Below are 21,576 nucleotides of genomic sequence, written 5' to 3'. Positions count from 1 at the left end.
GGTTCACACACAAATTACATAGCTGTAGCTGCTCCTGTAGTAGGCTTGGGAGGCTTAACCTCTGCGCCTATACTCCCTCGATACAGTCCTACCAATCGTTGTTCGTATGCCAATAAATCTTGGTAAATTTGTTTGAAAATAGCGGTGGCAACTGGATCGGTAAACTGGGCACACAAATTGCCAATATCGCCAATTCCTGTTTGCAAATCGCCTAAAGCGCAACGTATTTGATATACATCATCGCTTCCTGTAAAAGCAGTTTTTACCTTGGCATATTGATCGGCAACATTTGCAGCTAAGGAAGGTTTTTCTCCCAATCTATCGAGGTATGTTTCCAATTTCTCGATATGACGCTGCTTAGTACCGATGAACTCTTGAAACAGCGATCGCGCTTCTGTGTTTGATTCTTTTTCAAGATACTTCTCCAATGCTTCTAAGGAATAACGCTCACCAGCCAGAGCAGTATTCAAGCCTTTAACAATATCTCCTTTAGTTGAGCCACCCCAAGCATCAGCCAGTTTCCACCATTCAGCAGATGTATCTGTTTCGTTTGGTAATGCAGCATCTTTACCACCGTAACCCAGGCGGCTCAAGATAGCTGTGGTGAAAATCGCTAAATCCCCAGGTTCACGGGAAGTAATTAAATTGCCATCAACTACTAGTGGCTCATCTATAAAGTTTGCACCAGCATTGATGATGTCCTTGCGGATAGCCGTAAAACCAGTAATGCGTTTACCTTTGAGTAAATCGCCTTCAATCAAAAGTTGTGGCCCGTGACAAACCGCAGCTACCCATTTTCCTTGTTGCACAGCTTCTTGTACAAAGCGTACTGTGTTAGGGTTGCGCCGCATTCTGTCTGGAGCCATACCTCCGGGAATAACCACCGCATCGTATTCCGCAGCAATTGCTTCTGTGGTAGTGGCATCAGGTTGGATGCTAATTTTGCCTTGTTTACCCTTATATTTCTCATTCATGCGTGAACCGAGGACAACTACCTCCATTCCCGCTTGTTTTAACCCATTGTAAGGAATCGTAAATTCTGAATCCTCGACGCCATTTTCAATGAGGATAGCAACTTTTTTCTTGCCAGAATGATTGTTATGATGTACCATCTGATTTTTCCTGAGTAACTGTAGAATTCAACTACCTAAAATAGACAACAGCTTTGATAATTTATTTCATGAGGCTGGCTATATTCTTTTAGACTAAAATGTAAAATTCTCCATTTTCATAAATCTTGAATTTGTCTACTTTGTTTACTATGAAGGAACTTAGCTAGTTGGTGCGGTAGGAAAAAGTTCTTCATAATCGTGAGAGAAATGTTTATGAAAAGTGGCAAATTTTTCTGGTTTAATTGCATTTTGTAAGACTGCAAAAACGGCCCGCACATGAATCGCGGCAGTTGTTGGTTCAATGTCTTCTTTTTGACTGGCACGAGCAATAAACTCTTGCAAGCTAAAAGATTGACCAGATTCTCCCTGACTTCCTTGTAAATAATTGCTCAGTTCATCAGGTAGCTGTGCAGCTAATTCTTTGGATTCATCAGATCCAATCCGTTCTTTAATTGTTTCCAATGTGGCACGGGTAGCACGTTCTGCCTCTGCACGAGAATTGGATTGGGCTAGGCTTTGTACGTGGGTAATAAACTCGTTGTATTCCACTTTGTACCTCCGTTTTTCCCATAAATGCTGCCTTTTAGCATTCAGGTAGCTGACGATCAATAATCAAATTCAAAAAAAGATAAATTGAATATATCGATAATTTTTTTGAATAAAAATTAATTATGAGCAATAAACTATTAATCAAAACATTTTGTTTATTAACTTATTGCTCATAACTAATAACTTCAACTACACGGGTTTGACCATGAATTCATATTTACCAGAGTATGGTTCAAATAGTAAATTAACTTCGTTCCCAGGGGATAGATTGTTTTATTTCTAAAGTAATACATCGCTAGTTAGACAAGCTTCTGTTAGGAAAAGGTTATGGTGAAGATGCAGAAATGGCTAGAATTATGGCAGAAAAAAATCGTAATGAAGAAATAAACTCTGATGATTTGCCTCAAGCAATTACCGAATCTTACGGCACGGGTGTAAAAGACCTGCCAGGATACAATATCGGTGGGCGCTCCATACAAGCAGAACGACGCGAGTATACAGAAACTAGTCCCGAACTGACTGGTGGGGATGTTGACGCTTATTGGGAAGATGCAGATGCAGTTGGAGATGAAGCGGTTGGTGGTACTGCTCCCACTCCCGATCAAAACGTCACTGAGGAATTAGAAGCAGCAGTTGGGCTAGAAATGGACGATCGCGCTTTTCTCCGCACTAATGATATTTTAGAAGAGCGTGACGATCGCCGTTGGGAGTTAGATCCGATGTCTTCTGAAGATTATCAAGACCGGAAATAGCTCACTGAGAGAAATTAAGTTTCATCAAATGCTCAGAATTCATTACAAATCTTACTCTACCTTTAGATTGATTAAGGGTAGAGTATTTTTACTGCAAGTGATTATACGGTTGTATAAGTATAGACCTACAAATCAATAGGGCTTAACATCCGCTTCTCTTCTGCCCAATCTACATTATTATGAGCATCCTTGTTTTTTTAGTTATTTGTTAAATATATCAAAAATTTATGTGTAATTACTTGTAGACATTTGTAAGTATAACTATTCAAATAAAGCAGAATTTATGCTAAAAGTTTATTTACGAGTTGGTACTGAAACTACAAAAGTTTTAATTGAGAGACTTCTCTCGAAAAATTAGCCAAAAACTAAAGCATTACTAGTTTTTTGGTAAAATTTTTATTTTTGTTAGTGTGGGTTACCTTCAGATGTACAAGCTTTGCAGTTTGACTGTTTATATTACGACTTTTAGCTAGAAGTAGAAAACGAATCTCTTGGTTTCTAGTTGATTTGAGTCACAGATTTTGATAATTTACTCGTTTTTTACCTGAACCAGACTAACAGAAACCTGGCAAATTGAGTTAAGGAACAAAACTCTAATTAGGTTTCGGGTTAATTATTCTTGAATAAGTAGACAAATTTGATTCTGGAATTAGGAGAATCTTGCTTTCTTTGATACTATTCTTCAGCAAACGCTATTTTTGGTATAAATATCCTTCTTCTGTCACTTTCTGGGAGGGCGATCGCGCTTAAGCCTGATGAGGCAATCAATACAAGCTATACTATTAGAAAAAATCGGTCTTATATTTGTTATTAGAAAATAATCGCGCGATGCCTACGGCGCGGCGAAGCCATCGCCTGCTATACAAAAGCTCTAGAATTTAGAAATGGCAAAAGTTTCCGGAGAGTGACACAACAGGGAGATAACAGCGATTAATAATACCTAGGCTAAATATAGGCGAAAATGAAATCTTGACTTATTGTTGCAAAATCCTTGCCTGATGGATGGTCGAGAGTTCTACTCCAGTTTGATTCGGCTTCACATTCTGCATCATGCAGTTCAGGAGCCAATTTTTGGTTTAGGCATTATTGAAGAACTGGCACGTCACGGCTACAAACTCAGTGCTGGAACACTCTACCCAATGCTGCATGATATGGAGCGCAAAGGATATCTGTACTCTGTTGAGGAGCGATTGGGGCGACAAAGCCGACGACTCTACCGGGCTACCGATTTGGGTAAAATGATGTTAGACGACGCCAAACAAAAGGTACGGGAATTATTTGGCGAATTATTCGAGGAGTAGTCAATAAATAATACCAATTCAAATAATGTTTGCGACAAATAAATTCTTTGTAGGGGCACGGCACCCACAATTTTTTGGTATATCAAATTATCTTACTGACGCCGTGCCCCTACTCATCTGTTGCATTCTTTTTTCAAAATGGTATAAGTTGCAGTCAAAGTGATTGTTGGTAGAGGGAATGAGTTGTTAGTTCTTTAGAGTTTATAGGGTAACTAATAATTTTATAATTGCAACTGATTGTGAGGTGTTCAAATGAACTTTAAAAATGCTTGATAAAATTTTAGGGGTTGTTTTGCAACCACCCCTATATTCCCCTCATATTTAGAATTTACTTGTAGCACCCTTAGTGAAAAATATAATTACTCAGAAATATTAACCAAACTTTCAACTGGAGAAGCTGCCAATGTTGGAGCTTTAAACAGACGTGAGTAGAGACTTGATGGTTGCTGGTGAGCAAAAACTGGTAGAACTTGGCGGGCATGAGCAGCTAATTCTACTGCTTTCACATCATAAGTCTGGGTGATTAACTTGGGATAGAAGCCAATACCGATGATGGGAACTAAAAGACAAGCAGTAATAAACAGTTCGCGGGGTTTAACATCAGGGATGAATTTATCGAGATGTAACTCTTCGCTTTGCTTACCGTAGAATACTTGACGCAACATCGACAGTAAGTAAATCGGAGTTAAAATTACGCCCACTGCTGACAGGAGTAAAACTACAACCTTGAAGCTAGAACTGTAAACATCACTGGTGGCGATACCCAGGAACACCATCAATTCACCGACAAAGCCACTCATTCCAGGTAAAGCTAGAGAAGCCATTGAACCAGCTGTAAACAGAGCGAAGGTTCGGGGCATTACCTTACCCATACCGCCCATTTTATCCATCATCAAGGTGTGGGTACGTTCGTAAGTCACACCAGACAGGAAGAACAAGCTAGCAGCAATCAAACCGTGAGAAACCATCTGGAGGACAGCGCCGCTGATTCCGATTTCTGTATAGGAAGCAATCCCAATCAACACAAACCCCATGTGGGCAATTGAAGAGTAAGCCAACCGACGTTTGAGGTTAGTTTGAGCAAAGGCGCAACAAGCACCGTAGACAATGTTCACTACACCCAAGATGGCCAGGACTGGCGCAAAGGTAGCATGGGCATTAGGTAACATTTCAATGTTGAAGCGGATTAGTGCATAACCACCCATCTTGAGCAACACACCAGCCAAAATCATGGAACCAGGTGCAGATGCTTCACCGTGAGCATCAGGTAGCCAAGTATGTAGGGGGAATATTGGTAGTTTCACGCCGAAGGCAATTAAGAAACCTGCGTAAACTAATAGTTCAAAAGCTTGAGAATAATTTTTCATTCCCAGAGTCGCCATGTCAAAGCTGACGGTATCTCCAGAGAATGCCATTGCAAAACCAGCTACCAGGATAAATATTGATGCGGCAGCAGTGTAGATAATAAACTTAGTTGCAGCGTAGCGGCGGTTTTGTCCACCCCAAATCGAAATCAGCAAGTACACAGGTACTAACTCGATTTCCCACATTAAGAAAAACAATAGTAGATCCTGGGCAACAAACACACCAAGCTGGGCGCTATACATTGCCAGCATTAGTCCATAAAATAAACGCGGCTTGTTGGTAACTTTCCAAGCCGCGAATATTGCGAGAGTGTTAATTAAGCCTGTCAGTAACACTAGAGGCATTGATAAGCCGTCAACTGCTACAGACCAATTCAAACCTAACTGCGGTACCCAAGGATAGTTTTCTACAAGTTGGAAGCTTGAATTGTGGAAGTCGTAGTTATGCCAAAAGGCATAAATCATTAGGGCAAAGTCTGCTAGTGCTACTCCCAGACCATACCAGCGGACGGTTTTGCCTTCTTTGTCGGGAATCAGCGGAATGGCTAGGGATGCCATCAGCGGCAAGAGAATTATGGCTGTTAGCCAAGGGATTTCAATAGTGTTCATCACTTTGTTACGATCTGTTTACAATTTTCTTTTAATTGCAGTATATTAACAAATTTGTACTTTTGTAAACGTAATTTATCCCTAGGATGGCAAATCTTAAGATTTTAATAGAGATAAATACTCAGCATTTTTGCCGTCCACCATTCTAATTGTAAAGTTTTGCAACGTCAATATGGGTTGAATATTTCTCTTGGACTGAGATAAAAATCTCGGTTAGAGGCTAGAAGCCAATAAAAAAGGCGGCTTATGCCACCAGTTAAAGCTAGATATTTGCCTTCCTTGAACAAGAACCAACCTATCTTGTAAATAAATGGGGAATTATCTGTGGTGAGTGATTACTCGCAGCATTATTAAGGGGAGTCTTGTGAACTTTTTTCCTAGTCTTGAGGCGGTTGGGGTTAAACAATGCGGTTGACAATTGTCCACACCTCACCATCTGAGCGGACATGGGGAACTGAGATTGTTTTGAACCCAGTAATAAATGGTTTGTAATACACCTGCCAATATATGGGACTGAGGTGATCGGCGCAAGCTTTCAGCAGGCGGATTTCGGTTGCTAGTTCTCCAGCGAGTTGATTAATGCGTTGAGCATGAACCTGCGCCACGCTTCTAGCTTCTTCTAGTTGCTGCTGTAAAGTAAGTTCTTTTGATTCAATTTGCCAACGTGTTAACTCAGACTGTTTTTTTTGGATCTGAAATTCTAAAGCCGCGATCGCATCATCAATTCCTTTGAGTTCCACAGCTAAATGGGAATTTTCCCGAGCAAAGCGACGGTAAGCTTCAGCTATGACGATGGGTGAATCATTCTCGCTCGACACCACATTATTAATAGTAAGGGCAGCACGTTCTTGGTGGAGAGCCTGAATTTGTTGGCTAAGTGCTGCTATTTCTGCTTGAATCTGCTGCATAATTCCTGTTTATCCTTCTTTAAGGCTTCTCGCGCCTTGGTTATCCAGAGAAAGCGATCGCACAACAGCTGTAATTCCTTCTTCTCGCCAAGCAGCTCGCATCGCCGCTTCTACAGATTGGGAATGTTCTGCATCCGCTAAAGCCAACAGTGTCGGTCCTGCACCACTAATCACCATGCCATAAGCACCAGCAGCAACAGCAGCCATATTCACAGCATCGTAACCAGGAATCAAAGCTTTGCGATAGGGTTGATGTAACTTATCTTGTAAAGCTGTCTTTAACCATTCTCCCTTACCAGATGCCAAGCCACGCAACAACAAACCCAAATGAGCCGTATTGAAAATTGCATCAGCACGACTTACCTCAGTTGGGAGAACTCGCCGCGCCTCTGAAGTCGAAAGTTCAAAATCAGGAATCGCCACCACTGGTACAACATTTTCATGCCAAGGTACATCACAAATTTCCCAACCTGCGCCACTGCTAGCAGCCAGACGACATCCACCCAATAAAGCGGGAACGACATTATCAGGATGTCCTTCCATTGCGATCGCTAATTCCATCACCTGCAACTGCGAGAGAGGTTCCCCAGCCAGTTGATTAGCCGCAACCAACCCACCTACAATTGCTGTAGCCGAACTACCTAAACCCCGCGCCAATGGTACACCTAGCTGAATCTCAATTTTTACGGTTGGTGGTATCTGCTCTATATAGTGATAGAACTTCACAAACGCCTGATAGAGAAGATTACTCTCATCAGTTTGTACCCCTTCAGCTTCTTCACCCGTCACATGAATAATTAACCCGCCTTCATCCAAGCGAGTAAACTCAAACTTGTTAGACAGCGTTAAAGCTGCGCCAATGCAGTCAAAACCAGGCCCCAAATTAGCAGTAGTGGCGGGAACAGTAACAGTGACACCAGAAACAACAGACATCTGCAAATCTCACTAATCAATCAACCAGCATCCCATGTAAATGATTGATTTGCTCATTTTTTGTCATTAGTCATTATTTATATCTCCGCGTCCCAGTGTCCCCCTGTCTCGTCGTCCTCCTTTCCCCCCACACTCCCCACCCTCTCCCACACTCCCTTGCCCCTACTCCCTCATCCCCATTCCCCCGAAAAATCAATCAAACGGTCGTTCGTAGAGATAAAGTAGCGCTTCGCCAAAAGTCTTACCATCGGGACGTGTCACCTCTAGATAAGCATTAATAGAATTGCTAGGGCCACCACCGTCTCGGTAAATTAAATACGTGTAGCCATTATTTTTAAAGATTAATTGCGCTGCGTCATCTTCATCATGGCTGGTGATTGTCAGACTACTTTTGCCATTCTTTGCACGACTCAAATAATATTTAGGTAGTCTGGGATTATTTTCTTTAGTACAAATTTCTACCTGGTAATTCGTACTTTCCGCATAAGCATATAATTTAGAATTAGCAGGACAAGCTTTAAACATCCGAGTTTGTTTAAACTGTTGTATAGGTTGCCGAATCGTCACTTTACCTGTTTGAGGTAGCGACGTAGAAAAGCCGTAATCGCGCAAATAATTGGGATTATCTGGGTCTGGTTTAAATTTTGCTTTATTTTGAGCCGCTTGAACCTGATTTTTTGAGGATAATGTAGAAATTTGATTTTGATGCACATTACTGATGTGGGATGCGCTAAAACCGTAAGCACCAAGTATCAAAAACAGACTAGCTCCGAGAAAAGGTAATTTTTTCATTAGCTGAGGTTCAAAAAAGAAATCAGATTTTTAACTCCATGAGTCAAGTTCAGTATTCCGCATTTTCTCATTATGTCCGACTGTTCAAACACCCTCTAAGCTTGACTTTATCCAAAATTAAGAACTCGGTTTTCCTGATCCAGCAAAAACCCTGGCTTTTTGGCAAATACTTTTTCCATGTGACTGATTTGCCATCAAGTTCAAAAACTGCAATGGTTTCAGCGTCGGCTTTTAGATTTCGTAAATATGGATAAAGTCGAGCTAAAGACCTTCTCGTAAACCGATCGCAATTTTACTGTGTTGTTCAATTTGTCCCATGACTTGTTTTGCCCGTTGAATTACCACGGCTGGTAAACCTGCTAACCGTCCCGCTTCAATACCGTAGGATTTATCAGCGCCTCCCGGTTGGACTTGGTGTAAAAAGATAATTTGGTCGGGTAACTCTTTCACTGTCACTTGATAATTAGCCACATTCGCTAACATCCCTGCTAGTTCATTCAACTCATGGTAATGCGTGGCAAAGATTGTGCGGGAGCAAATATCGGTTGCGAGATACTCAGCCACTGCCCAAGCTATAGATAGCCCATCAAATGTTGCCGTTCCCCGCCCAATTTCATCTAATAACACCAGAGATCGTGACGTGGCATGATTGAGAATATTCGCAGTTTCATTCATCTCCACCATAAAGGTAGATTGACCCGTGGCTAAGTCATCCACTGCACCCACACGAGTGAAAATGCGATCGCATATTCCCAACTTCGCAAACCTAGCTGGTACAAAACTCCCCGTTTGCGCCATTAACTGAATCAATCCCACCTGACGCAAATAACAACTCTTACCACTGGCATTTGGCCCGGTGAGGATAATTAAGTCAGGGTGGTCATTTGTCATTTGTCCCTTGTCATTTGTTAATGACTCTTGACCCAACTGCGTGGAATTCGGTACAAAAAACCCCGCAGGTAAAGACTGTTCCACTACTGGATGTCGCCCATCGACAATTGCTATTTCCCGTCCTGGCAGTATTTCCGGACGACAGTAACCTTGCTGCGCCGCCAACTCCGCTAAACCACACAACACATCCGCGGCCGCCACCGCGCGAGAAAGATTGCGAATTACCTCCGCCTGTTCTCCGACGTCTTCCCGCAAGGCGACAAAAACCTCATATTCCAACTGATTTAAATCATCACGTGCTGAAAGAATCCGCGCTTCTCGTTCTTTCAATTCTGGTGTAATGTAACGTTCCTCATTTGTCAGCGTTTGCTTGCGGATGTAATTAGCAGGTACTTGGTCAGATTTGGCACGGGAAATACTAATGTAGTAACCAAAAGTTTTATTAAATCCTACCTTCAGCGTCGGGATTCCTGTTCTTGCTCTCTCATCAACTTCTAAATTAGCAATCCACTGCTGATCTGCTTCTACAGTTGCCTTTCTCTCATCCAATAGAGTATTTACACCAGGACGAATCAAGCCGCCTTCTTTAATATGTATGGGTGGTGACTCTACAATATGGGCGTGTAATTTTTGTGCCAAATCTTCTAATATCGCTGGCACTTTCTGCAAAGCCTTCAAGAAGGGAGAATGGGCTTCAGCTACTAACTCGGATAATTCCGGTAAACGTGATAGAGAATCCGCCAAAGCTACTAAATCTTTAGCGTTAGCGGTACCAGAACCAGCCCTCCCTGTTAAGCGTTCCAGGTCATAAATTTGACGTAGTAACTGCCGCAAGTCTTGACGTAACGCCGTATTTTCTACCAATTCTTGAATGGTATCTTGCCTTGAGCGAATGCCTTTAATATCGATAAGCGGTTGTAGTAACCATCGGCGTAAAGCACGCCCACCCATCGCTGTGCTAGTTCTATCTAATGCCCAAAGCAGGGAACCGTGAAAAGTGCCATCACGTACAGTTTGGGTAATTTCCAAGTTACGGCGGGTTTGATGATCAACAATTAGATAGTCAGTGACGGTATAGGTGCGTAACAACTGGAGAGGAACTTGGTTTTCTTTTTGTGTATCTTCCAAGTATTGGAGTAGACCACCAGCAGCGCGGACGGCAAGGGGGAGGTGTTCGCAACCAAGACCTTCGAGCGATCGCACTTTAAATTTCTGCAATAATCTACTTCTTGCTTCCCCTTGCGAAAATGGCACTTGCGATCGCAAACTATAACAAAATGCTGGGGGTAAACATTGGGGTAGATGGGGCGAAGTTTCTCCCGGACGCAGTAAAGTACCTAAATCGGGAGCATTGGTAGGAAACAGCACTTCCGAAGGCTGCAAGCGCATTAATTCTTGGGTAAGGTGTTCTAAATCACTACCTTGAGTTGTAAGAAATTCTCCTGTAGATATATCTGCATAAGCCAGCCCCCAATGATTAGCCGCAATTACCACAGCAGCTAAGTAATTATTGCGACTTGCTTTTAGCATTCCCTCTTCTAGCAAAGTCCCAGGGGTGAGGATGCGCGTTACCTCGCGCCGTACTAAACCCACAGCTTCGGACGCATCTTCTACTTGATCGCAAATTACAACAGCGTAGCCTTTTTCCACCAGTTGGGTAGTGTAGCGTTCCCAAGCGTGGTGTGGTACACCTGTCATCGCCACACGACCAACTTCGCCGCCGTGTTTGCTAGTCAGAACCAATTCCAGTTCCCGAGATACAGTTACAGCATCTTGAAAAAAAGTTTCAAAGAAATCGCCCACCCGATACAGCAATAGCGCATGAGGATACTTATCCTTCATTTCTACATAATGCTGATACATCTTACTCAGCCTGCTGCGGTCTACCAGTCGCGTGTTAGCATGAGGCGCAGTCGGATGATTGGGTTCCGTTGGCTGAATTTCAAAGTCAGAAGCGGTCATAAATGCTAGGAGTTACGCACGGAAAAGCCACAGGATCTGATGATAACTTGATTGATACTTGAATTGCGATCGCTCAAAGTTTTTTCATCCTTTGCCAACTTTGCTGAGGTGTGGCTGGTATCACGGTTGATTTTTCCTGAAAACCGGAAGTTGATGATATTTGCCGTCAATAAACATTAGCCCTAGTTGACAGCAGTATAAGATACCCTAATATCAATAATTTCCCACCTTTGCTGTGATTTTGGCGAGTCATCAGGGAATTATAAGTTTGTAACGTTTGATTAACTTTGCAATTATTGCAATTGTTATTTGGGTTGTTACTAGAAATCTTACTTCAACAGTAAAGGATTGAAAGTATGCAGGCTATGCATAGCATGACAAGTGCTAATGAGTTGAACTTGCAATTAGAATCAACTTTGCAAGAATTACCACTGTGGTCAGTTTACGTTGAGGTAAAGAGTCTAGTTAACGATCTAACTACACTTTTTAAGCAAGAGCCTTTACTACCAGGAATTATCCTGACTAAAAATCATAAATATCAAGGAATGATTTCGCGGCAAAGATTTTTTGAACATATGAGCCGCCCCTATAGTTTGTCACTATTTGCTACACGTCCTATCGAAAATCTAATTAACTTTCTCCAGCCAGAGGTATGCATAGTTTCTGAGGAGATGCGGATTGTAGATGCAATCCAAATAGCATTACAGCGAGTACCACAACTTGTTTATGAGCCGATTCTGGTCAAAACTAACTCGGGTAATTATCAGCTAGTCGATTTTCATCAGTTGCTGAATTCTATGAAGGTGGGTACCGAACGTATCCACGAGATAGTTCTTGCTTTACGGAATTTCTCTCGTCTTGATGAATCCGAGAAAAAAAGAGTTGATATTCATGAAGGAATTGATAGCACTCTACTACTATTACAAAGCCGCTTGAAAAATCAGCAAACTGGTCAAATAATTACCATTGTTAAAGAGTATGAAAAACTTCCTTTAGTTGAATGCTATCCCAGTCTAATCAATCAGGCATTTATGAATATTCTGGCAAATGCTATTGATGCTATTTTTAACAATTATGATTGCTCAGGTTTAAGTTGTAGTTTACCACCTTCACCTCAAAAATATCCTCTAATTCGGATTCGTACCGAACTCATAGATGATAACCATGTAATTATTCGCATTGCCGATAATGGTTTGGGAATACCCAAGGATATACAAAAACGATTATTTGACCCTTTCTTCACTACTAAAAGCGTCGGTAAAGGCACAGGATTAGGGCTATCTATCAGCTATCAAATTGTTGTAGATAAACATGGCGGTCAATTGCAATGCATATCTGCGCTAGGAGAAGGCACTGAGTTTATGATTAAAATTCCTGTTCAACTTGATTCGTGACTAGCCGCGTGACTAGCCGATCGCATTTCAAATTTTGAATTGCTTAGTCACCCACCTCAACAGGAGAAGGGTGTTTGATATTGTCATTAGATACAATTACGTGGCTAAATGCTCCATCACGCCAGCTATCTACTATGTCTTTGATAAAGCTGGCAATAGGTATAGCAATTAATAAACCTAACACGCCTCCTAATTTAGCTCCTATTAATAAGGAAATTACTACCCATACAGGATTTAAGCCAGTCAAATTTCCCAAAATCCGAGGCGCAATAAAATTAGCATTCACTTGGTCAATCGCTATAGCTGTACCTAATACTTCTACTCCTAACCAAATGTTTTGCAAAGCTACCAAAAAACTTACTATAGTGATGCCTATTCCCGTACCAAAAGGAAAGAGTGAGAAAAAGCCAATACCAATTCCAAAAAGTAGCGCTAAGGGAACTTGTAGCGTCAAAAATGCCAATGTAATCGCTGAACCTAACACAGCACCCAACGTCGCTTGGCCAATAAAATAATTATGAAAATCCTCTCGCAGTAATTCCCGTACTTTTGGGCCAATGTGAGGAGGTAACCACTGAAAAACTCCATCCCACAGGCGATCGCCGTTTAATACCATATAGACAGTCAGCACCACTGTCAACAACACATTCACCACAACACCGATAGTATCGAAAGCAACAGAAAGAATTCTGCCAGTGAAAGATTGAAGTTGGTTAGACAATCTCTCTAATATTTGGGTAGCTAAACCAGTTAAATTTACAGGAAGTTGTTGTGTCGCTGCCCAATTTTGGAAAACTTGGATTTGTTGACTGGCAGAATCAATCCAATAGGGAAGAATGTTAGCTAATTCATTCAACTGCTGTATAATCAGCGGAACTAAGGTAATACCTAAAGCCACTAAAATCACCACAGTCAAAAGTAAAACTACCACAATAGCTAGATTGTGTTTTACCCCACGTTCTTGAAGAAATTGAATTGGATAGTTCAACACAAAAGCTAGTAAGATGGCGGCAGCAAAAATACTTACTAGTGGTTGAAAATACTGTACAACCTGGAGTAATAGCCAACCGTTGAGAATGGCAATGGGAAATGCCAATCCTATACTTAACCATCGCGGCAGTTTGTTGATTGATTGCATGAGTAGTAACTCCACAAAAGGCTCTAAATTTATTTTTGCTTCTGGGGATTGGGGACTGGACGAAGGAGAAGGGGAAGCAGGTGGGTAGGGAAGACAGGGAAGAAATAACTAATCATTCTTAACTATTGCCTTTTGCCTTTTGACCAATGACAACCCTGACTGGTAGTTTCAGTGTGCCAACCTACTTAACGCTTATGAATGTTGATTGCTGTCCAGAAAATCCAGCATAATTCGCTGATGCATAGGCCCCAAAGGTCTAATTTCCCCAGCATTTTGCGAATAACAGTTACCTTGGCGAATATCTTCTGGTGTTAAGAAAGCCATGTCCCAGCCTTCATTTAAAACCAGTTGCTCGAAACTTACCAAAAGTGGTGCATGGAAGACATGACGGATAACTGTGTCATCCCAATAACAGCAAAATTCAGAAAATGCTGGAAAATCATAGCCAATTTCTTCTAAAATTTCTCGCTTGACAGCAATATCTGGGCTTTCTCCCAACTCAAGATGTCCGCCAAACAGCGCCCAGTAACCCGGGTAAATAATACTGGGGATATTATCCCGCAGTTGCATAAGAAACTTGTTTTCTTGGTAGAGAATTGCGATCGCAACCTGTACCTGATGATTTTTCATAAATTTTTATCTAGCTATTTAAGATAATTATTAAGAATCTTCTTCTACATATACTTCTCCCAACTCTTGACCCGCCAAGGGTATGCTTTGATAGCGAACTTTGCCTTTAATTACAACTTGCTCTCCTTTTGCCAACTTATTTTGATGAGTAACAACCCAGATTTTGCCTGTTGAGTCATCGATTTGATACGCCCACCGTTTCACAAGGGGCACTTGCCTTTCTACTTTACCTTGGATGTAAACTGTAGCCTGTTTGTTTTGTTCTGGCTTAATTTCCCGAATCGGAGTGACATTACTACCCGTGAATTTACCGAGGTTTAAGCCAGGCTGTGTCAAGTTACCACAACTACAGAGTCCCAGCATCAGTAGCAAGAAGAATCCTAGGCGATAGGGAAAAATGCTGTAAGTTTGAGAAAATTTTTGCATTAGTGTTTGTTTGTCATTGAGCATTGGTCAACAGTCCAGAGTCCAGGGTCAAAAGGCAATAGGCAATAGTCATGAATGATTTCTCCTCATCTTCCTTGTCTCCCCACCCTCTCCCACACTCCCTCATCCCCCCACATCCCTATTTGAGATGATGCAGTTGATCTGAGAAGATTAAACAATATAGTTCTGCTGTTTGAGCGACGCTACGGCATAAAATAGCAAAACCATCATAGTCAATAGCCAAGGTTGACTGATGACTGTTGACTCCGCTACAGACGGCTAGATGTTGGACTTTGAACTCAAAGCGAATATAGCTAGAAATTCTCATGGAAACAAAAACTGCCAAACTTCTTGATGGTAAAGCTTTAGCTGAAAAAATTCACCAAAAACTTCTAGAGCGCATTACAGAGTTACAACCACAAATTGGGCGTCCCCCTGGTTTAGCAGTATTGATGGTTGGCGACAATCCAGCATCGGCTGCTTATGTACGTAATAAAGAGCGAGCCTGCGCTAAAGTGGGTATTGCTTCTTTTGGCAAGCATTTTCCTACTGAAACTACCCAAGCAGAACTAGAAGATGTAATTGCTGCACTCAATCAAGATGAACAGGTAGATGGCATTCTTGTGCAGTTACCTCTACCTAAACACTTGGACGCTGTTAGGTTGCTCAATCAAATTGATCCAGATAAAGACGCTGATGGACTGCACCCAGTAAATTTAGGGCGACTGGTGCGCCAAGAAACAGGTTTACGCAGTTGTACCCCAGCTGGTGTGATGCGGCTGTTGGAAGAATATAAAATTCCCTTGTCAGGAAAACAAGCAGTGGTAGTGGGACGTAGTATTTTAGTGGGTAAACCCATGGCATTGATGCTTCTGGAAGCTGATGCGACTGTGACCATTGCCCACTCGCGATCGCACGACTTAAAAGCCATCACCCAAAATGCCGATATTCTGATTGCAGCAGTAGGTCTTCCGGGATTGATTACCTCAGAAATGGTGAAACAGGACGCTGTTGTGGTAGATGTGGGGATGAATCGCGTCACCGATGCCAGTGGTAAAAGTCGTTTAGTCGGCGATGTCCACTGGGAATCAACAGCTGGCGTGGCGGAGTTTCTCACCCCAGTTCCTGGCGGTGTTGGTCCTATGACTGTCGCTATGTTGTTGCAAAATACATTTGCCAGCTATTTAAGACGGTATGGAGTTAAGAGTGATGGATGATAATTTGCGATCGCATTTCGTTCTCTTTTGTGCTTATTGAATAGCGATCGCGCACGATATTATTAATCCTCTGGGCATAGTGATTCTTTCAGCTCCAAAGCCCCTTAAAATTGTGACGTATATGACAAAAATACCAAAATTTCAGGAATTTTAAGAATGGTAGCAACTGATAAGTTTCAAAAGACGCCAGAGACAACCAAGTTCAACCTATCAGCTTATCTCAAAGAGCGACAACAGCTTTGTGATACCGCTTTGGATCGGGCGATCCCCATCGTTTATCCAGAAAAAATTTATGAAGCAATGCGCTACTCTCTGTTAGCTGGTGGTAAGCGTGTACGTCCCATCCTTTGCCTTGCTACCTGTGAAATGACTGGAGGCACAATCGAGATGGCCATGCCAACAGCTTGTGCTCTGGAGATGATCCACACGATGTCATTGATTCACGATGACCTGCCAGCGATGGATAATGACGATTACCGTCGGGGTAAGCTCACAAATCATAAGATTTATGGCGAGGATATCGCAATTTTAGCTGGAGATGGCTTATTAGCTTATGCTTTTGAGTTTGTTGCCACCCAGACGCCCCAAAATGTGGCTAGAGATAGGGTATTGCAGGTAGTGGCCCGTCTCGGCAGGGCATTAGGAGCTGCTGGCTTGGTTGGCGGTCAAGTGGTCGATCTCGAATCGGAAGGTAAATTAGATACTTCCCTAGAAACGTTGAATTTCATTCACAATCACAAAACAGCTGCACTTTTAGAGGCTTGTGTTGTTTGTGGTGGAATCTTAACAGGAGTATCTTCTGAAGATTTGCAAAGACTAACTCGGTATGCTCAGAATATTGGTCTGGCATTCCAAATTGTGGACGATATCTTAGATATCACTGCTACTCAAGAACAATTAGGCAAAACTGCTGGCAAGGATCTCAAAGCGCAGAAAGTAACTTATCCCAGCTTGTGGGGAATTGAAGAATCGCGCTCCAAAGCTCAACAGCTAATTGAGGCAGCTTGTGCGGAATTAGATACATTTGGAGAACAAGCACAACCCCTAAAAGCGATCGCTCATTTTATTATCAGTCGCAATCACTAAGTCAACCCCTACGGGGAATTCATACCAATTTTGGATTCTGCCCACATACTCGCCCGTAGGGTAGCTTGTTTTTAAACACCAGAACTTAGCTGATTTTGACTGGGAGCCTAGCGACGGTCAATTGGGGATTTTGGATTTCGTTGGGTCGCATCTAAAGGTTTCCAAAAAAAACAACTGCTGCTAATATTTACTAACTTCGCCAAAATACCATGCAGGACATAGGCAACATCTTAGACAACCGGGTGCTGCTGGTTGCTCTGGTAGCTTGTTTGATTGCTCAATCTCTAAAGCTCGTCATCGAGCTAATCAAAAATCGCAAACTAAATGTACGTGTTTTAGTGACCACTGGAGGTATGCCCAGTGCCCATTCGGCTCTAGTTACATCTCTAGCCACAGGTGTAGGGCAAACTCTCGGCTGGGCATCTCCTGATTTTGCCCTGGCTACGATTTTTGCCATCATTGTCATGTATGATGCCGCTGGAGTGCGCCAAGCCGCTGGAAAGCAAGCTCGAATTCTTAATCAAATGATTGATGAATTATTTGATGAAAAACATGACTTTAGCCAAGACCGCCTCAAAGAATTGCTGGGACACACACCAGTTCAAGTCATCGCTGGGTCGGCTTTAGGTATAACCATCTCTTTGTTAGCGAGGTCTTTCTTAGCCACTAGCTTATAGTGCAGGAAGGTAGTCCTGATGAAAAAGTAGGGGAATAGGGAAAGGAGGGCATGAAGGACAAGGAGGAATTAATACCTTGCCTTTTGACTGTTACCTATGAGTAACTACTGTGAACGCACATTTGACCGCAATAGCATCACCTTACGACTATCTACTAGATAGGCAACAAAGCCGCGTTCGTTGAGCTTTTGCAATGTGCTGTATGCTTCTTTTTGGTTAGTGGTGTAAACCGCCAGTAAGTAAGGGCGTTGTCCGTAAGAAGCAAAACCTACATCGCCTCCTACCGCTTGTTCTACATTAGAGACAAGTTCTGGGCGGTTGAAATAATCTACTAATACAGCATAGCCTACTCCCAAGGCTTGAGGATTATAGGTTACTGCTTGAGGTTGTTGCACATCTGCCGGTCTAGTGGTAATGATACCAGACAACCCAACAATATTGTTGATGTATCTCGCCCAACGATTGGCATCGTCAATTTTATTAAACCCCCCTATCCGCGTTACTGTCTCTGTTAAGTATTGACAGGTCGTGCTTTTGAGTTCAGGAGGTAAGGCATTGCGCAGTTGCTTCTGATTATCTGCTGTGGGACTAACTATCAATAAAAGATACTCACCAGCACTAGGAGGCTGACAAACTGGAAGAGCTTGTTGAGCGGTAACAGAACTCATACCACCCATCAACCCTGCGATCGCTAATACTACAGCATGTGGTAAATTCGGAAATCTCTGCACAACAGTCTCAGACATAAATAGGATGTTTTTAAAAGATTTCATCAAAATATATTTTGTTCCCCCAAATGGGAACCAAGGGAGCAGGGAGCAGGGGGACAAGGAGTCACAGGGACGGGGAGACGTGGGGAAATAATAAATGACAAATGACCAATGACCAATGACAAATGACTATTGCCCCAGATCCAAACTTCATGAGTGATATTTATGTCTATCCACCTAATGAACAGTATATTAGGATACGGTAGCTAGAGATGCTATAGGATCGGAAATTGTCTGGGAAGGAGCTTGGAATTCTCCTGTGATGACATACTCTAACCGCAGTTTTAGCCAAGTAATAAATTGCTGATTGGTAGAAATAATTGCTGCAGATGGTTGAGGACACTTGGCTTTAATCTCTGCCATTTCTGGTGCTTCTAAAAAAGCTGGCTGTTTAACCAACCAAAAATCAATTTCTTTTTCTTGTTCGTGATAGTGACGAGTACGTTCCTTGAGAACCTCTTCTATAGGTTCTTCCTGTAACAAAAATTTTTGACTTGTCAATACGTAATAGTATGTTTGCATTTTCATCCTGTGGTTGTTAATGATTAATCCCAGGGTACAGTGTATACGCTGTACCCTGAAAAATTAACTCTTCTTGACTTTTTTAAACCAAGAACTGAAGGGACAAGCACTTCCTTTGTTGTCACTAATTGGCAGCTTGCCGCCAGCTGTTAGTTTTTCTAAAAACAGCGTATTGTCAAAGTAGTGTTCCAAAGAAATTATCTGCAAGTCATCGGTAACTCTAGCAATGCTCATGCCAATAATTTCTACTGTCTCTCCAGTTGGTGCAAACTCTTTATATGCACCATTAAAATCTCCCCAGTGTCGCCACTTGAATGTCACATTTGGTGGACCTGAGAACACTTCCAGAACTTCCCAAGGAAATCCTTGGGGAAATGTTGTATGGAAGATTTCACCCGATGATTCAAAGCTTTCAGCAGATGCTTTGGTAGAGTCGAGGGCGGGTATTATCCCGCGCCCCTCTCTGTTAAATCTGGGCGTGCGACTTTCATCGCACCCAGCTTCCGATGTTCTTAGCTAGCGCTTTTGCTCATGTGTTTGTAATCGTGGCAACTCTCATGAATTGCTTCAAGATTATTTTTCTTCCAGTTGGAGTGATTTCCGTCGATGTGATGCAGGTGAACCCGTTCCTCATCGATGAATTTTAACCCGCAGGATGCACATTTATGGTTTTGCATCTTAAGAGCTTTAGAGGTTTCGCCATCATAGAGTTTACTGTTGCGTTCGCTCCAGTAGGCTGTGTCTCCGTCATAGGGGGATTTTGTTCCTTTGACTATGGCGTGTTTGTGTTCGGAGTAGGAAACTGCTGGAAATGCCTTGTCCAGTAATTTTTTGCTGGAGTAGCGGTTTTGATTGGTTTCCTTGTTGAATACCTTGTAGGCTCTTGTTTCGATGTGGTACAAGGAGTTCCTGGAACCGTCCATCTTGCAGAACTTATGGTAATTTCTCCAACCTCTAACTACCGGGGCTAATTCAAGAGCCTTTGTGGTAGCACCATAATTCGAGTTGTTGACGATGTGTTTTACTTTCTTACGGAGCGCTTTGAAGTTGTCCACTGAGGGAGTGCTTCTGAACTTTCCGTTTTTCTGGACTTTAAAGTGCCAGCCGAGGAAATCAAACCCATCTGTCGCGGCGGTAATTTTGGTTTTCTTTTGGCTTACATTCATTCCGCGTTTGCGGAGGAACTCGCTGATTCTTTCAAGTATCTCTGTTGCATCATCTACGGGTCGAAGTATAATAACCATGTCGTCTGCGTATCGGACTGATGGCTCGGTGATATCACTGGCTGATGTTTTGTCAGTGATTCTCTGTCCTTGATTCATATGGTATCTGTGTATACTCTCAATCCCGTTAAGCGCGATGTTAGCTAGCAGAGGGCTGACCACTCCCCCTTGGGGTGTCCCTTGTTCGGGGAATTCTGGGTTGACTCCAGCCTTGAGGCATCGGAAGATGCCGAGTTTTAAGCCTTTGGGGGCAATGAGTTCGTCCATTATTGCTGAGTGGTTAATCCTATCGAAGCACTTCTCAATATCGAGTTCGATTACCCGCTTTTTTATTCCGTTCGCTTTGGAATTAAGGTTCAAGTAGATGTATTTTTGTGCATCATGGGCAGAACGCCCAGTTCTGAACCCATAACTCCTGGCGTGGAAAGTGGCTTCGTGTGCTGGTTCGAGTGCGTACTTTGCGATAGCTTGCCAAGCCCTATCCGCGATGGTAGGTATCTTAAGCGTTCTGGTAGTCCCGTCCTTTTTGGGGATGGGGATTTCCCGTAGTCCTTGATGCTTCCAATTTCCACTATTCATTTTTAGTAGTTCTTCAAGTTTGAAGCGTTCCATGAATGAGAGGGATTTCTTCCCATCAATACCCGCCGTCTTTTTACCAGCATTTAACTGAGATACTTGTCTTATTGCAAGAAATCGAGCCGAGGTGGATTTTAAAATGAGCTTTTGGAGTGACCGCGCTTTCCGCTTGTCTCCAACTTGAACAGCTTTAAATACGCGCTTTTGAAGGCGGAAAAGATTTCGGCGGAATTTCTTCCACGGTAGGGCTTTCCAAGATTCACTAGTTCTGTAACTGTGTCTAATCATTTTCTCTTCTGGAGTTTGTATTCTCTGAACACCTCAGTCCAATTACGGACTGTCCTACCCTAACTGTGGGGATTCCTCCTCTCGTCTGGTCTACCTGAGATTCGACTGTCTCAAGACCCACAATTAGTTTTTATTCGTTCCCTCGGAGAGATTGATGAGCCACTGCGTTGCCGGGGTTTCCCCGGTTGAAGCATGTGGCGTTGTTCCGTTAGATGTAGCCAATTCGACTACTGGATTCCCTAGACTCTTGCCGCTACTCCATTACATGTTCGGCGGGAATGAACTCCAGTGGGGTCAGGGATTTTGCGTTGCGCCCTTGCCTCCAGATAAGTCGCTTTTCTAGGCTCTGTTTCATCATAGGAACTCCCTGTTAGCGCCAGTGTCAACCCGCAACGGTCGTCTGGTTGCGCCCTGTTCCCAGCTTCACTCTACAAGAACCGAGCTTGTTCGGTGTGT

General features: G+C 42.6%; 21 protein-coding genes and 1 pseudogene. 6 read left to right on the top strand and 16 right to left on the bottom strand.

The window, feature by feature from the left end:
* Positions 1-14: 14 nt before the first annotated feature.
* Positions 15-1,112: a DJ-1/PfpI/YhbO family deglycase/protease gene (locus BV372_RS22950; RefSeq protein WP_086688806.1), complete on the bottom strand. Its 1,098-nt coding sequence runs from the start codon at positions 1,110-1,112 to the stop codon at positions 15-17.
* Positions 1,113-1,271: 159 nt separating this feature from the next.
* Positions 1,272-1,661: a DUF2267 domain-containing protein gene (locus tag BV372_RS22945; protein ID WP_086688805.1), complete on the bottom strand. Its 390-nt coding sequence runs from the start codon at positions 1,659-1,661 to the stop codon at positions 1,272-1,274.
* Positions 1,662-2,005: 344 nt separating this feature from the next.
* Between BV372_RS22945 and BV372_RS22940 the strand changes: the two genes are divergently transcribed.
* Together BV372_RS22940 and BV372_RS22935 are read left to right on the top strand one after the other, a co-directional pair.
* Positions 2,006-2,413, top strand: coding sequence for a DUF6335 family protein (locus tag BV372_RS22940; RefSeq protein WP_373270807.1), 408 nt, complete (start codon positions 2,006-2,008; stop codon positions 2,411-2,413).
* Positions 2,414-3,411: 998 nt separating this feature from the next.
* Positions 3,412-3,714, top strand: coding sequence for a PadR family transcriptional regulator (locus tag BV372_RS22935; protein WP_086688803.1), 303 nt, complete (start codon positions 3,412-3,414; stop codon positions 3,712-3,714).
* Between the two features lie 359 nt (positions 3,715-4,073).
* Here the strand turns inward: BV372_RS22935 and BV372_RS22930 are convergent, their stop codons facing one another.
* The 6 genes from BV372_RS22930 to BV372_RS36585 all read right to left on the bottom strand — a co-directional run bounded on the left by BV372_RS22930 (position 4,074) and on the right by BV372_RS36585 (position 11,343).
* Positions 4,074-5,687 carry an NAD(P)H-quinone oxidoreductase subunit 4 gene (locus BV372_RS22930; RefSeq protein WP_086688802.1) on the bottom strand — a complete coding sequence of 538 codons (1,614 nt, stop codon included), beginning with the start codon at positions 5,685-5,687 and terminating at the stop codon, positions 4,074-4,076.
* Between the two features lie 398 nt (positions 5,688-6,085).
* Entirely contained in the window at positions 6,086-6,595 is a 510-nt protein-coding gene (locus BV372_RS22925; protein WP_086688801.1) for a hypothetical protein, read from the bottom strand.
* Between the two features lie 9 nt (positions 6,596-6,604).
* Positions 6,605-7,528, bottom strand: a complete 924-nt coding sequence (gene thrB / locus BV372_RS22920) for a homoserine kinase (protein ID WP_086688800.1) — start codon at positions 7,526-7,528, stop codon at positions 6,605-6,607.
* Between the two features lie 192 nt (positions 7,529-7,720).
* Entirely contained in the window at positions 7,721-8,320 is a 600-nt protein-coding gene (locus BV372_RS22915) for a hypothetical protein (RefSeq protein WP_086688799.1), read from the bottom strand.
* A 261-nt stretch (positions 8,321-8,581) separates the two neighbouring features.
* Positions 8,582-11,173 carry a DNA mismatch repair protein MutS gene (gene mutS, locus BV372_RS22910; protein ID WP_086688798.1) on the bottom strand — a complete coding sequence of 864 codons (2,592 nt, stop codon included), beginning with the start codon at positions 11,171-11,173 and terminating at the stop codon, positions 8,582-8,584.
* A 5-nt stretch (positions 11,174-11,178) separates the two neighbouring features.
* Positions 11,179-11,343 carry a hypothetical protein gene (locus tag BV372_RS36585; protein ID WP_179198197.1) on the bottom strand — a complete coding sequence of 55 codons (165 nt, stop codon included), beginning with the start codon at positions 11,341-11,343 and terminating at the stop codon, positions 11,179-11,181.
* 195 nt (positions 11,344-11,538) lie between these two features.
* Between BV372_RS36585 and BV372_RS22905 the strand changes: the two genes are divergently transcribed.
* Positions 11,539-12,567 (top strand): ATP-binding protein, encoded by a 1,029-nt coding sequence (locus BV372_RS22905; protein WP_373270808.1) that lies wholly within the window; start codon positions 11,539-11,541, stop codon positions 12,565-12,567.
* A 43-nt stretch (positions 12,568-12,610) separates the two neighbouring features.
* Here BV372_RS22905 and BV372_RS22900 read toward each other — a convergent pair whose 3' ends face one another.
* From BV372_RS22900 to BV372_RS22885, 4 genes are all read right to left on the bottom strand, one after another.
* Positions 12,611-13,705, bottom strand: a complete 1,095-nt coding sequence (locus BV372_RS22900) for an AI-2E family transporter (RefSeq protein ID WP_086688796.1) — start codon at positions 13,703-13,705, stop codon at positions 12,611-12,613.
* A gap of 192 nt (positions 13,706-13,897) precedes the next feature.
* Positions 13,898-14,335 (bottom strand): NUDIX hydrolase, encoded by a 438-nt coding sequence (locus tag BV372_RS22895; protein WP_086688795.1) that lies wholly within the window; start codon positions 14,333-14,335, stop codon positions 13,898-13,900.
* A 30-nt stretch (positions 14,336-14,365) separates the two neighbouring features.
* Complete coding sequence (locus BV372_RS22890; RefSeq protein ID WP_373270806.1) at positions 14,366-14,785, bottom strand: hypothetical protein; 420 nt, start codon at positions 14,783-14,785, stop codon at positions 14,366-14,368.
* 115 nt (positions 14,786-14,900) lie between these two features.
* A complete protein-coding gene (locus tag BV372_RS22885) occupies positions 14,901-15,089 on the bottom strand; it encodes a hypothetical protein (protein WP_086688794.1) in 189 nt (62 codons plus the stop codon).
* On the opposite strand from BV372_RS22885, the gene folD reads away from it, so the two are divergent.
* The 3 genes from folD to BV372_RS22870 all read left to right on the top strand — a co-directional run bounded on the left by folD (position 15,088) and on the right by BV372_RS22870 (position 17,741).
* Positions 15,088-15,978: a bifunctional methylenetetrahydrofolate dehydrogenase/methenyltetrahydrofolate cyclohydrolase FolD gene (folD, locus tag BV372_RS22880; protein ID WP_086688793.1), complete on the top strand. Its 891-nt coding sequence runs from the start codon at positions 15,088-15,090 to the stop codon at positions 15,976-15,978. The two genes, BV372_RS22885 and folD, sit on opposite strands and share 2 nt — an antisense overlap.
* Before the next feature lie 156 nt (positions 15,979-16,134).
* Complete coding sequence (gene crtE, locus BV372_RS22875; protein WP_086688792.1) at positions 16,135-17,064, top strand: geranylgeranyl diphosphate synthase CrtE; 930 nt, start codon at positions 16,135-16,137, stop codon at positions 17,062-17,064.
* Between the two features lie 209 nt (positions 17,065-17,273).
* Positions 17,274-17,741 (top strand): divergent PAP2 family protein, encoded by a 468-nt coding sequence (locus BV372_RS22870; RefSeq protein ID WP_086688791.1) that lies wholly within the window; start codon positions 17,274-17,276, stop codon positions 17,739-17,741.
* A gap of 104 nt (positions 17,742-17,845) precedes the next feature.
* Here the strand turns inward: BV372_RS22870 and BV372_RS22865 are convergent, their stop codons facing one another.
* The 4 genes and pseudogenes from BV372_RS22865 to BV372_RS22850 all read right to left on the bottom strand — a co-directional run bounded on the left by BV372_RS22865 (position 17,846) and on the right by BV372_RS22850 (position 21,120).
* Positions 17,846-18,487: a hypothetical protein gene (locus BV372_RS22865; RefSeq protein WP_086688828.1), complete on the bottom strand. Its 642-nt coding sequence runs from the start codon at positions 18,485-18,487 to the stop codon at positions 17,846-17,848.
* A 216-nt stretch (positions 18,488-18,703) separates the two neighbouring features.
* Positions 18,704-19,033, bottom strand: coding sequence for an MgPME-cyclase complex family protein (locus BV372_RS22860; RefSeq protein ID WP_086688827.1), 330 nt, complete (start codon positions 19,031-19,033; stop codon positions 18,704-18,706).
* A 63-nt stretch (positions 19,034-19,096) separates the two neighbouring features.
* Positions 19,097-19,459: pseudogene (locus BV372_RS22855) on the bottom strand (SnoaL-like polyketide cyclase); the annotation flags it as partial.
* Positions 19,460-19,545: 86 nt separating this feature from the next.
* On the bottom strand, positions 19,546-21,120 hold the full coding sequence (locus tag BV372_RS22850; RefSeq protein ID WP_086688790.1) for a reverse transcriptase domain-containing protein: 1,575 nt from the start codon (positions 21,118-21,120) through the stop codon (positions 19,546-19,548).
* Positions 21,121-21,576 lie beyond the last annotated feature (456 nt).

It is taken from the genome of Nostoc sp. T09, from assembly GCF_002154695.1.
GTDB lineage: Bacteria > Cyanobacteriota > Cyanobacteriia > Cyanobacteriales > Nostocaceae > Aulosira.
This window is presented reverse-complemented; position numbering and strand designations above follow the sequence as displayed.